This window comes from Guptibacillus hwajinpoensis (genome assembly GCF_020171785.1).
Classification (GTDB): domain Bacteria; phylum Bacillota; class Bacilli; order Bacillales; family Guptibacillaceae; genus Guptibacillus; species Guptibacillus sedimenti.
Genome location: NZ_JAIVAE010000013.1, coordinates 30,126 through 42,535, shown reverse-complemented (window position 1 = coordinate 42,535; position 12,410 = coordinate 30,126). Strand labels below are relative to the sequence as shown.

At 42.7% G+C, this 12,410-nt stretch carries 10 protein-coding genes; 6 read left to right on the top strand and 4 right to left on the bottom strand.

Going from position 1 to position 12,410, the window contains the following annotated elements; all coding sequences use genetic code 11:
- Window positions 1-88 precede the first annotated feature (88 nt).
- Window positions 89-2,353, top strand: coding sequence for a molybdopterin-dependent oxidoreductase (locus LCL91_RS17785; RefSeq protein WP_224884303.1), 2,265 nt, complete (start codon window positions 89-91; stop codon window positions 2,351-2,353).
- A complete protein-coding gene (locus LCL91_RS17780; protein ID WP_160918363.1) occupies window positions 2,325-2,642 on the top strand; it encodes a DUF1330 domain-containing protein in 318 nt (105 codons plus the stop codon). Before LCL91_RS17785 ends, LCL91_RS17780 begins: the two co-directional genes overlap by 29 nt.
- Window positions 2,643-2,682: 40 nt before the next feature.
- On the opposite strand, the gene LCL91_RS17775 is transcribed toward LCL91_RS17780, so the two are convergent.
- A complete protein-coding gene (locus LCL91_RS17775; RefSeq protein WP_224884301.1) occupies window positions 2,683-3,801 on the bottom strand; it encodes an NADH-dependent flavin oxidoreductase in 1,119 nt (372 codons plus the stop codon).
- A 150-nt stretch (window positions 3,802-3,951) separates the two neighbouring features.
- Window positions 3,952-4,809, bottom strand: coding sequence for a MurR/RpiR family transcriptional regulator (locus tag LCL91_RS17770; RefSeq protein WP_224884300.1), 858 nt, complete (start codon window positions 4,807-4,809; stop codon window positions 3,952-3,954).
- 154 nt (window positions 4,810-4,963) lie between these two features.
- On the opposite strand from LCL91_RS17770, the gene gnd reads away from it, so the two are divergent.
- A complete protein-coding gene (gene gnd, locus LCL91_RS17765) occupies window positions 4,964-5,863 on the top strand; it encodes a phosphogluconate dehydrogenase (NAD(+)-dependent, decarboxylating) (protein WP_224884298.1) in 900 nt (299 codons plus the stop codon).
- 183 nt (window positions 5,864-6,046) lie between these two features.
- A complete protein-coding gene (gntK, locus tag LCL91_RS17760) occupies window positions 6,047-7,579 on the top strand; it encodes a gluconokinase (protein ID WP_224884405.1) in 1,533 nt (510 codons plus the stop codon).
- Between the two features lie 196 nt (window positions 7,580-7,775).
- On the opposite strand, the gene LCL91_RS17755 is transcribed toward gntK, so the two are convergent.
- On the bottom strand, window positions 7,776-8,261 hold the full coding sequence (locus LCL91_RS17755) for a CarD family transcriptional regulator (protein WP_224884295.1): 486 nt from the start codon (window positions 8,259-8,261) through the stop codon (window positions 7,776-7,778).
- A 174-nt stretch (window positions 8,262-8,435) separates the two neighbouring features.
- On the opposite strand from LCL91_RS17755, the gene LCL91_RS17750 reads away from it, so the two are divergent.
- Together LCL91_RS17750 and LCL91_RS17745 are read left to right on the top strand one after the other, a co-directional pair.
- Window positions 8,436-9,407: a Gfo/Idh/MocA family protein gene (locus tag LCL91_RS17750; protein ID WP_224884293.1), complete on the top strand. Its 972-nt coding sequence runs from the start codon at window positions 8,436-8,438 to the stop codon at window positions 9,405-9,407.
- Window positions 9,408-9,473: 66 nt separating this feature from the next.
- Window positions 9,474-10,637 (top strand): iron-containing alcohol dehydrogenase, encoded by a 1,164-nt coding sequence (locus LCL91_RS17745; RefSeq protein ID WP_224884291.1) that lies wholly within the window; start codon window positions 9,474-9,476, stop codon window positions 10,635-10,637.
- Between the two features lie 41 nt (window positions 10,638-10,678).
- Here LCL91_RS17745 and ade read toward each other — a convergent pair whose 3' ends face one another.
- Complete coding sequence (gene ade / locus LCL91_RS17740) at window positions 10,679-12,394, bottom strand: adenine deaminase (RefSeq protein WP_224884289.1); 1,716 nt, start codon at window positions 12,392-12,394, stop codon at window positions 10,679-10,681.
- Window positions 12,395-12,410: the final 16 nt, after the last annotated feature.

Genomic DNA, 12,410 nt, shown 5'->3' with positions numbered 1-12,410 from the left:
TTCTTTTCCTTGAATAATAATGGAATTTTCAGTAAACTTAAAATACTGACCAGTTGGTATTTTTAATTGTATAAAGGAGGTTTCTATGATGGATTCGGTTAAGGAGGACGTTCACTATCGCACCTGTCCACTTTGCGAAGCGACGTGTGGGTTAGAAATCCACACTGTTAATGGAGAAGTTACGCATATTGAAGGAGATAAGCAAGATCCTTTTAGCAAAGGGTATTTATGTCCAAAAGGGTTTAGTTTAAAGGAATTGCATCACGATAAAGACCGGATAAGAAAGCCTATGATACGAAAAGGCGCGGAATGGTTTACAGTGAGCTATGAAGAAGCTTTTAAGGAAGTAAGAAAAGGCCTTCGTAGTGTGATTGAAATGCACGGACGAGATGCTGTGGGCGTCTATCTTGGAAATCCAAATGTGCACAACCTATCAGGCATGCTCTATTTGCCTCTGTTTCTTCGTGCACTTGGAAGCCGTAATCAATACTCTGCCAGCACAGTTGACCAAATTCCCAAACAGTTAGCAGCAGAGTTTATGTACGGAAGCGACTTTAGCATACCGATCCCAGATATTGATCGGACGCAGTATTTTCTAGTTATTGGCGCGAACCCGATCGTTTCAAATGGAAGTTTAATGACGGGACCTAACATGCGTGGGAGACTGAAAGCTTTACAGGACAGAGGTGGGCGTCTGGTTGTTGTTGATCCAGTTCGTACAGCTACCGCTAAACTGGCGGATGACCATCATTTTATTAAACCTGGCACAGATGGGTATTTCTTATTTAGTATCCTTTACACCTTATTTGATGAAGGGTTAACGAAGGAAACGCATCTTGCTCAGCATGTAAACGGCCTTTCGGAAGTAAAGAAACTGGCAAACGATTTCCCTCCTGAAAAAATGGCAGCCGTATGCGGTCTTGATGCAGAAACGATTCGTACGATCGCAAGAGACATTTCTTCTGCCACGTGCGCTTCTGTGTATGGACGAATGGGGACATGTACGCAGGCATTCGGAACAGTAAATAGCTGGTTAATTGACGTGATAAATTATGTGACAGGTAATTTGGATCGTGAAGGCGGCGTCATGTTCACAACGCCTGCTGCCGGTGGAAAAATGTCTAAGAAAGGTTATCGTTTTGATCGTTTTAGAAGCAGGGTTAGTCGTATGCCTGAAGTACTAGGTGAACTTCCTGTTGCGTGTCTTGCAGAAGAAATGGATACCCCTGGTGAAGGGCAAATTCGAGCATTCGTCACGGTTGCGGGTAACCCTGTTTTATCAACTCCAAATAGTAAGCGATTACAAAACGCGATGGAAAATCTTGATTTTATGGTAAGTGTTGACTGTTATATAAATGAAACGACAAGAAACGCAAACGTCATCTTTCCGGCACCAACACCCCTTGAACGCTCACACTATGACCTTTCCTTTTACCAGCTTTCAGTTCGTAATATTTCTCACTACTCGCCACCCGTTTTTGAGAAGAATGAAGGTCAGCTTGATGAGTGGGAAATTCTTCTCAAGCTTGCAGCATTAGTTGGAGAGGAAGAACCACATCAAGATGCAGTAAACAAATTAGATGATGCATCGATACACTATCTTATCAAAAAAGACATTAAAAATGATCGCTCACCCATTTATGGTCGCAACCCAAAGGAAATATCGGAAGCGTTAGAAGGACGAAAAGGTCCAGAACGAATGCTTGATTATATGCTCCGTTCTGGGCCTTACGGAGACCATTTTAAACAACAGGATGGTTTAAGTCTAAAGAAGCTTGAAGAGAACCCACATGGCATTGATTTGGGAGCGTTAAAATCACGGATTCCAGAAGTACTGCTCACGCATACAGGGAAGATCGAGCTCGCTCCTGAATTGATTGTTGATGACGTAACAAGACTTAAGAACGAGACGAACAAATCCGATATGCTCTTAATTGGTCGAAGAAATTTACGGTCAAATAATTCATGGATGCATAACTTACCTGTGCTTATGAAAGGAAAAGATCGGTGTACATTGTGGCTTAACCCAACAGACGGAGAGAGGCTTAAGATTCAAGATGGCGATGTCGCTGTTGTGGAATCAGAAGTAGGGCGTATTGAAGTCATTGTGGAGCTCACAAACGACATTATGCCTGGAGTAGGAAGCATTCCCCATGGCTATGGGCATGATCTTAGCGGTGTGAAAATGGCGGTAGCAAAGGATAACAAAGGCGTGAATACCAATCTATTAAGCGATGAAAAAAGGCGTGATGCTGTCTCCGGAACCGCCGTTTTAAATGGGATCCCAATAACAGTTAGTAAAACAAAGAGTGGGAGGGAGAAGCATGGCACTGTACGCACTGAATCTATTTAATGTAAAAGACGGGGAAGAATATGCTGAATATGCTAGAAGGGCAGAAGAACCGCTACGTCAATACGGGGGAAAAGTTGTGGCTATCGGGAAGCTCGATTCCTCTCCAGAAGGGGACATTGCGCCGAGGCAGGTGATGATGCTCGTTGAATGGGAATCGAAAGAGGGCATTTACAACTATGTGAATGATCCTGATCTTGAAGATTTGCATCCACATCGTGAGTTAGGTGTCGATGATTTTGTTTGGCATTTGTTTGAAAAGCTAGAGGATCTGCGCCCTGTATTGAAATGAATAAAGCCCCTGCAAAAAAATTGCGGGGGCTTTATTCATTTTATTCTTCGATTGGGAACCAGCCAGGCACGCTGAATATCGCGTTCCAAAGCGGATCAGGTAAAACGAGTTCTTGCTGAGCATCTTTCCGTAACGTTACACGAATGTTTTCTTCGTCTCCATTTTGGACTTTCTCTACCCAGTTCGGTTCCATGATCATTTCGCGACCAAGGGCAATGAGAGGTACGCCTGTATCAAGTGCTTTTTCTACTTCATCTGGAGTATGAAGAGAGCCGACACCGATGACGGGAACGATGTGACCAATTCGTTCTTTGATGATTTCCATGCGTGGTGTAGGGTCTTCCTCACGCATCGAACCTTGATAGAAATCGGATAGTGAAACGTGAACATAATCCAGATTGCGTGTGGCAAGAACATCTACAAGCTGAAGAGTATCGTCCATTGTGATGCCAGGATTTTCACGTTCTTCAGGTGAGATGCGATAACCAAGAACGAAAGCACCACTAGCGTGTTTTTTGATTGCTGCTTGGACAGATTCTAAGACAGCTAATGGGAATTTCATGCGATTTTCAAGGCTTCCACCCCATGAATCTTCTCTTCGGTTTGAATGAGGAGAAAAGAACTGTTGAAGAAGGTACGTATTTGCACCATGAAGTTCTACTCCATCAAACCCCGCTTCAATTGCTCTTCGCGTTGCTTCACCGAAAGCTTGAATGGTTTCTTGAATTTCATCTTCTGTCATAGCACGAGGTGTTTTCGAACCTTCACGCTCAGCCGGGATAGCACTTGCGCTAAGGATTTCTTCATCTGGAACGAGCTCTGGAGGACACATTCTTCCGCCATGGAAGATTTGTAGAATGGCTTTTGCACCTTCAGAGTGAATAGTGTCTGCTAATTTTTTGAGACCTGGAATCTGTTCATCGCGGTTCGCTCCAATTTCACCAGCGAAGCCTTTTCCGTGTGGAAGCACATTTGCACAAGCGGTAATAACTGCACCTACACCGCCAGAGCGCTTTTCATAATAAGCAAGCTCCTGTGCGGAAACAGTGCCGTCATCATTTGATAAGAAATTGGTCATTGGAGCAAGCATGACACGGTTTTTTAATTCTACCCCGGAAGGTAGCGTATAAGCTTGTAGCATTTTTCGATTTGAAGTCATTGTATTCCTCCTTCTGTACACTTACTGTAATTCTAACTCTTACAGTTTAGCACGACGATTCTTAATTTGTCTTACGAAGTGCTTTGTTTTTATTGGAAGTAAGGAACATTCAAATAAAAAAACCGCCAGGATCAGCGGTAGTCGTTTAAGTTAAATTCGCTTTGAAGAGATGGCTTCACGCATAAGTTGCAGGGAGTGCTTTGATTTTTCTTTTCGTGCAATCATAATATTTACATAAAGTGCATCAACGAGACTTAGCTGTGCAATCCTAGATGCGAGCGCTTCAGAGCGAAAGTCTGTTTCTTGTGAAACGGTATAGAGAGGAATATCAACTTTTTTACTTAGTGGCGAGGTAGCCAGATTCGTGATAGCGATCGTGGTTGCCCCAGTTTCACGTGCGATGTCAGCTACGCGAAGCATATCTTTATTCGTACCAGAATGAGAAATCAAGACGGCCACATCACTACTTGATAGCTGAGAGGCTGACATGATTTGCAAATGTGCATCGCTATATGACGTTGAGCGTAATCCTGTTCGAATAAACTTATGCTGTGCGTCCATCGCAATAATTCCAGAACCACCATTTCCGTAAAATTCAATATGCGTCGCTTTTAATAAAATTTGAACGGCCTGATCAATCGTCGCATCATCCAATATGTGGTACGTGTCCTCTAGCGTTCGAATGTTTGATCGAAGCACCTTTTGCGCAACCTCTTTCGGGGAGTCCGTTTCTGTGATGGTTTCATGAATATCCTGAATCGGATTAACAATTTCTGCAGCCAGGGCAATTTTCATCGCTTGAAAGCCTTTGAAACCGATTCGCTTACAAAAACGAAAAACAGTTGCATCAGCTACGTTCAAATCTTCTGCAACCTGATTAATTGTGCTGTGGATGATCTTATTCGAATTGTTCAATATATAATCCGCCACCTGTCGTTCTTTTTCGCTAAATTGCGAATAAGAAGAACGGATTCTTGGAAGGCAATGACGGGTTTCCGTATCGGACATGTTCATTCTCCTCTCTATCACTCCTGATTTTATCATTGTAACCGATTACAATTAAGATGAAAATAGATTCCGCTCAACCAATTGAAACAAAAAATATTTAATGTATAATTAGTGTATAAGAAAAAATATTTCATTCGTATAAGGAGTTTTTCATATGAACGTCGGATTAATTGGTCTTGGCAAAATGGGATACAACCTTGCTTTAAACTTACGTGATCATGAACACAACGTGATCGTACACGATGCAAATGATGAGCAGGTTCAGAAAATGAATGAAGAGGGCTTTACAGGAAAGCACTCTCTTAAAGAAGTGGTAGCATCACTCGAATCACCACGTATTCTTTGGATGATGGTTCCTTCAGGCGATATCACTGAAGCTGTTACAACTGAATTGTCGGGGCTTCTCGACCATGGTGATATCATCATTGATGGCGGGAATTCCCACTATAAGGATTCAAAGCGCAGAGGCGAAATGCTTTTAGAAAAAGGCATTTATTTCTTTGATGTAGGCACAAGCGGTGGGAAGTCAGGTGCACGCAATGGCGCTTGTACGATGATCGGTGGAGATAGCACTGTGTTTGAAACCATCGAGCCATTATTTAAAGACATTTGCGTTGAAGATGGTTACCTGTATACTGGCGAGTCCGGTAGCGGTCACTTCTTGAAAATGGTTCATAATGGCGTAGAATATGGCATGATGCAGTCCATTGCCGAAGGTTTTGATTTACTAAGTAAAAGTGAGTACGATTTTGACTACGAAAAAGTGGCACGCGTATGGAATAACGGTTCTGTTATTCGTTCTTGGTTAATGGAATTAACCGAGCAGGCTTTCTCAAAAGACGCTAATCTTGATGAAATTCGTGGTGTGATGAACTCATCAGGTGAAGGGAAATGGACAGTAGAGACAGCTCTTGATCTCCAAACAGCAACTCCTGTTATCGCGCTTTCCCTAATGATGCGCTATCGTTCATTAGAAGACGATACGTTCACTGGTAAAGTCGTTGCAGCTCTTCGTAATGAATTCGGCGGTCACGCAACTGAAAAAAGCAATTAAATAGATAGATGTGGGAAGCATGTTGACGTAAACATGCTTCCTGATAGTTTAATGACTACTGGTTTGTGTTATTTGAACGCGCTTACAGTTGTTTTTAAGACAACTTTTTTAGCGTGAGTATAATAAAAAAGTGGAAGATCTATCAAGTAGGAGGAATGGCTTATGACAATGAAAGAGCAATTTATGATTGGTGTCGATATCGGGACAACGAGTACAAAAGCCGTTCTATTTAATGATGACGGTCAGCCTGTTTCAAAACATAATGTGGAGTACCCACTCTTTACACCAACACCCGCGACGGCCGAACAGGACCCAGAGCAAATTCTACTAGCTGTTGTAGAGTCGATTCGGACGGTCATTCAGGATAACCAGTTACGTGGGGAGCAAGTGAAATTTGTTTCATTTAGCTCAGCCATGCATAGTTTAATTGGAGTAGATGAAAACGGAAAGCCGCTTACCAAATGCATCACTTGGGCAGACAACCGAAGTGCACAGTGGGCTGAGAAAATAAAAAATGACATGGATGGACATGAAATTTATCGCCGAACAGGAACCCCTATTCATCCAATGTCTCCGCTCTCGAAGCTCGTTTGGCTTAAAAATGATGAAAATGAATTATTTCAATCAGTTGCAAAGTTCATTTCAATTAAAGAATACGTTTTCTATCGCTTTTTCCATGAATACGTGATTGACTATTCAATCGCCTCAGCAACAGGCTTATTTAATCTAGAGCAACTTAATTGGGATGAGGAAGCGTTAAAAATCGCTGGTATTACAGCGGAACAATTATCGAAGCCCGTTTCAACCACGCATATGATGTCAGGGTTAAAAGCACCGTATATTGAAGAGACGGGACTTACTTCTTCAACTAACTTCATTATTGGAGCAAGTGATGGTGTCTTATCAAACCTTGGAGTGAATGCGATTGAGCCAGGGGTTGTAGCTGTCACAATCGGGACAAGCGGAGCCATTAGAGCTGTCACTGACCGTCCCGTGACAGATCCAAAAGGCCGCATTTTCTGCTACGCACTTACGGAAGATAAATGGGTTGTAGGTGGTCCTGTCAATAACGGTGGGATTACATTCCGCTGGGTACGCGATCAATTTGCAGCATCTGAAACAGAAACGGCGAAACGTCTTGGTATTGATACGTATGAAATACTTACGCGAATTGCCGAACAGGTAAACCCGGGCTCTGACGGTCTTCTTTTCCATCCATATCTTGCGGGCGAACGTGCTCCATTATGGAATTCAGATGCGCGCGGAAGTTTCTTCGGACTTGCCATGCATCACAAAAAAGAGCACATGATCCGTGCAGTACTTGAAGGAGTTATTTATAACTTGTACAGTGTCCTGCTTGCACTTGAAGAGCTAATTGGTGAACCGAAGCAAATCAAAGCAACAGGTGGATTTGCTCGATCAGCTCTATGGAGACAAATGATGGCCGACATCTTTAACCAAGAAGTAACCGTTCCAGAAAGCTATGAAAGCTCTTGCCTCGGTGCCATCGTTCTCGGTAAAAAAGCGCTCGGCGAAATCGACTCCCTAAGCATCGTCTCAGATCTAGTAGGAGATACATTTAGCCATGAACCAAAAAAAGAAAACGTCCAAATCTACTCAGAACTACTCCCAATCTACATCAGAATCTCAAGAAAACTAACCGAAGAATACACAGCCATAGCCAACTTCCAAAACAAAACTTTGGGGAAAAACTAAAGCGTATGTGCCACGCTTAGACCCGGCAGGCACTGGAAGCCTTCAAAATGAACACGGTTTTTGTGTTCAGGTTGAAAGGTGAAGTGGCCGAGGTCCTGGTGTGTTGGGGCTAGATGGAGCTAAAGCGTAAGTGCAACGCCTTCAGCTATACAAAAAAGGGACAGCCTCATTTGGCTGTCCCTTTATATAGCTAGAATTAATGTTTAATCGCTTCTTTTAAGATAACAGTTGCTTGATCTAACTCAACATCTTTTGTCAAAACGATCTCGCTTATGAGAAACTGCTGGGCGTTTTCCAGTAGTTTTTTATCGTCAGTTCCGAGTGGTCGTTTCTTGTTTAGGGCAACGAGCTCACGGATTACTTCCACATGGTTGTGGATGTCTCCTGTTTTAAGCTTGTTCATATTATCCCTGTAACGCTGGTTTCTATTTGCACTGGGCTCTTCAACGTCAACTTCTTCGTTAAAAGAAGTAAGTACTTCGTCCATCGTGTTGACGTCAGACACTTCACGGATTTTCAGGTTTTCCGTCTTTCCTTTTGGAATCATCACCTGAATGTCACGAAAAGGCATATTAAGAATATAATAGATCTGAGTTTCACCCAGTATTTCTTTTTCCTCGATTGCTTCGACTATACCTGCACCGTACATGGGATAAAAAATCTTATCGCCTACCTCAAACAAGCGCCCACCCCCAAATTTATAAATTATAGCACATCTACTATTATAACATAAACAATTAATTTGTACGAATGGAATATTTTTTTCGATATGGCACTTTGATTGCTTGATCGATGCAAACTGCATTACAATTATAGACAAATTTGGTTTAGGCCAACTATGGAGGCGGTTACAAAAATGAAGATTGGAATGATTAGTTTCTGGCACGTCCATGCAAAAGATTATGCAGAAGAAGCGCGGATTCATCCTGATGTGGAAATTGCAGCGATCTGGGACGAGAATGAAGAGCGTGGAAGAAAAGAAGCTCAAATGAGAGAAGTTGAGTACATAAGTGATTTAGAAGATCTTCTGAACAGACAAGAAATAGAGGCAGTTGTGGTTAGTTCACCGACAAATCGTCATAAAGAAGTAATGGTACAAGCAGCTCAAGCAGGGAAGCATATTTTTACCGAAAAAGTTCTGGCGTCTACTGAAGAAGAAGCGATCCTAATACTGAATGCGGTGAAAAAATCTGGAGTAAAGTTATTTGTTTCATTGCCACGCGTTTATGATGGCTATACGGAAGCGGTTCAAAACTTAATTGAATCAGGGGAGCTAGGAGAACTGACGCAGACGCGCGTGCGACTTGCTCATAATGGAGCGACTGCTGATTGGCTTCCAAACCATTTCTATAACAAAGAGGAGTGTCAGGGGGGAGCCTTAATTGACCTTGGTTGTCACCCAGTGTACTTAACGAGACTATTTCTAGGTATGCCTGAACGAGTTACAGCTCAATTCGGATATTTAACGAAGAAAGAAGTAGAGGATCAGGCGATTGTAACATTCGGGTATGAGAATGGCTCTTATGGAGTAGCAGAAACGGGTTTTGTAACGGCTCACTCTCCGTTTACCATTGAAATACACGGCACAAAAGGGTCAGCTGTCTACGGCATACCTGATAAAAAGCTCATCAAAAAAGTTTCGGAGAAATGGGAAGAAGTTAGGATACCAACGGATAAACCTTCTCCATTTTCACAGTGGGTTGACCACATCCAAACGGATAGAGGGACAGATGAAAACCTTGCGCTTGCTCTTGATCTAACCGTGTTAATGGAAGCCGCTTATCAAGCAGAGAATACTAAGTCTGAAATTGTTATCAATCCCCGATAGTCAATCCTACAGTTTGGCGATTGGAGTATGGTACACTAGCTTCGACTAATGACAATGAGGTGCCTTATGAAACCATTTTTACAATACAATCCGACCCGTCTTTATTTTGGCAAAGATAAAATAAAGGAATTAGCAGGAGAACTTCATTATGGGGTAAAAGTTCTTGTGGTATATGGTGGCGGAAGCATTAAGCGAAACGGCGTTTATGACGCGGTCATGACTGAACTTAAGAAAGTAAATGCAGAAGTGCACGAGCTTTCGGGAGTAGAACCGAATCCTCGTCTCACCACAGTCGAAAAAGGCTCTGCCATTTGTAAAAAAGAAGGCATTGATTATCTTCTTGCAGTAGGTGGCGGTAGCGTCATTGACTGCACAAAAGCGATAGCTGCAGGTGCGCACTATGAAGGCTCAGCGTGGGATTTAATCACACAAAAGGAACCAATTGAATCAGCTCTACCATTTGGGACAGTGCTAACCCTTGCTGCTACAGGTTCGGAGATGAACTCTGTCTCGGTTATTACCAATTGGGAAACGAAAGAAAAGCTAGGATGGGGATCACCGCACGTCTTTCCAACGTTTTCTGTACTTGATCCAACATACACATTTTCAGTTCCAGAAAACCACACTGTTTACGGCATTGTTGATAGCATGTCGCATGCGCTAGAGCATTATTTTCACCGCACGCGCAATACGCCAATGATTGATGGATTTATTGAATCCCTTCTCCGTACGGCGATTGAAACAGGTCCAAAGCTACTAAGTGATCTGGAATCATATGATCATCGTGAAACGATGATGTATATTAGTACGACGGCTTTTAACGGCACATTGAGCAATGGCACTGATGGCGGTGATTGGGCCACACACCGAATTGAACATGCTGTATCTGCCGTTTACGATATTCCTCACGGTGGAGGATTGGCGATTTTATTCCCAAACTGGTTGGAACATGTCCTTGAAGAGGATCCTTCTCGAGTGAAACAGTTAGCCGTGAACGTTCTTGGCGTCTCGCCAGAAGGGAAAAGTGATTATGAAGTGGCTGTAGAAGGAGCGAAAGCACTTCGTACGTTCTGGAACTCTCTTGGTGCACCATCTCGTCTCGCAGATTATGAGATCGATGATGCTGAATTCGAAAGTATGGTTGAAAAAACCTTTATTAAACCAGGAGTTGGCACATACAAAGAACTTGATCGTGAAAGCGTTCGAGATATTCTAAAACGATCTCTTTAATGCAAAAGCAGCATGGCGCCGGCGCCATGCTGCTTTCTTCTTTACTCATTAATGGAAATGTGGCGAAATTCTTGAACATTAAAAAGCCCCATGTCGGTTAATTTAAGTTCTGGTATGACTGGAAGACTTAGAAAGGAAAGTGTTAAAAAAGGATTAAAATCCCTCGGGGCACCTATTTCGTGTAGCGCCCGATCGATTTCTTCTAGTTCTTTCACGACAGTTGGGTAATCGTTCGTTGAAAGAAGGCCTGCAATGGGAAGTGGTAATTTCGCAATCACTTCCTGATTTCGCACAACTACTAAGCCCCCCTGCATTTCTTGAATAACTTCTGCTGCTTTCATCATATCTTCATCGTTTGTGCCGGCCATAATTAAGTTATGGGAATCGTGTCCAACGGTTGTTGCTATCGCTGCATCTTGGAAATGAAAACCTTCGACAATGCCAAGGCCAATGTTTCCAGTATGGTGATGCCGTTCAATAACAGCTAGTTTCATAAGGTCCTTTTCAGCACTTGAAACAAAACCATTGTTCGCGTTGCGATCAACAATGAGCTTTTTTGCTTTTGTCACAATCTGATTAGGAATCAATTGAATGACATTTGCTTCTTTGTCCGTTACGGGTAAATGAAGGTGTTCTTTTTGAAGCGTTGGTAAATGAACGGAATTGGTTATTCTTTTTGAAGGCGTTACTTTCGCAATCCTCTTCGTTTTCCCTTTTTCTGCAACAAGTTCTCCAGCTTGATAAACGTTTGCAACAGAAAATGATTCGACGTCATCTAGGAGAAGGAAATCAGCATCAAGTCCTGGTGCGATCGCTCCTTTCGTTTTTAAACCAAAGCACTCTGCTACATTTAGTGATGCCATTTGAATCGCTACGAGAGGATCTATCCCTTCTTGGATAGCGAGTCGAACATTATGGTCAACGCTTCCCTCTGTGATCAGGTCGTCAATATGCTTGTCGTCTGTACAGAACATGAATCGTCTTGCATTTCGCTCGGTTACAGCGGGAAGAAGCTGCTTTAAGTTCTTCGCGACGGAGCCTTCACGAATAAAAACATACATTCCTCGTTTAATTCGCTCAAGTGCTTCTTCGGCCGTGATACATTCATGGTCAGTTCCAATGCCGGCCGTTTTATAAACATTCAAAGCACGAGTATCAAGACCTGCTGCGTGGCCATCTATCTTTCTGTTTTGTGCGTCATGCAATTTGTGCATCATAGAAGGAGATGTAGTAGCGACTGATGGATAATCCATCACTTCTGCCAAACCGAGAACGCGGTTATGATCATAGAAAGGCTTCAAGTCTTCAGCCGAAAGAATCGCTCCGGAGTTTTCAAACGGTGTAGAAGGAACGCTTGAAGGGAGCATAAAGTATATGTCCATTGGGACATTCTCAGAATCTTGAAGCATATACGAAATGCCTTCAGTCCCTGAAACATTTGCGATTTCATGAGGGTCAGTGATGATGGTCGTTACCCCACAAGGAAGGACGGCCTTTGCAAATTCAGATGGAGGAACCATTGCGGATTCAATATGAACGTGGGCATCTATTAAAGAAGGAACAACATACTTTCCCCTTGCATCAATCACGTGCTTTCCTTCGAATTTTCCTATTCCTGCAATAACGCCACCGACGATTGCGACGTCAGCTTGAATAAATTCGAGATTGTAACTATCTAAAACAAGTCCATTTTTAATTACACATTCGGCTGGGAGCTCGCCAGCAGCTGTTTGAATTCGTTGGATTAGTTTATCCATTTTTTTTGCTCCTCTC

What these genes read in the sequence shown, in the direction of transcription:
- LCL91_RS17750 (WP_224884293.1), top strand. Translation starts at nt 8,436, where the DNA reads ATGAAGATTGGAATGATTAGTTTCTGGCACGTCCATGCAAAAGATTAT.
- gntK (WP_224884405.1), top strand. Translation starts at nt 6,047, where the DNA reads ATGATTGGTGTCGATATCGGGACAACGAGTACAAAAGCCGTTCTATTT.
- ade (WP_224884289.1), bottom strand. Translation starts at nt 12,394, where the DNA reads ATGGATAAACTAATCCAACGAATTCAAACAGCTGCTGGCGAGCTCCCA.
- LCL91_RS17780 (WP_160918363.1), top strand. Translation starts at nt 2,325, where the DNA reads ATGGCACTGTACGCACTGAATCTATTTAATGTAAAAGACGGGGAAGAA.
- LCL91_RS17745 (WP_224884291.1), top strand. Translation starts at nt 9,474, where the DNA reads ATGAAACCATTTTTACAATACAATCCGACCCGTCTTTATTTTGGCAAA.
- LCL91_RS17770 (WP_224884300.1), bottom strand. Translation starts at nt 4,809, where the DNA reads ATGTCCGATACGGAAACCCGTCATTGCCTTCCAAGAATCCGTTCTTCT.
- LCL91_RS17775 (WP_224884301.1), bottom strand. Translation starts at nt 3,801, where the DNA reads ATGACTTCAAATCGAAAAATGCTACAAGCTTATACGCTACCTTCCGGG.
- gnd (WP_224884298.1), top strand. Translation starts at nt 4,964, where the DNA reads ATGAACGTCGGATTAATTGGTCTTGGCAAAATGGGATACAACCTTGCT.
- LCL91_RS17785 (WP_224884303.1), top strand. Translation starts at nt 89, where the DNA reads ATGGATTCGGTTAAGGAGGACGTTCACTATCGCACCTGTCCACTTTGC.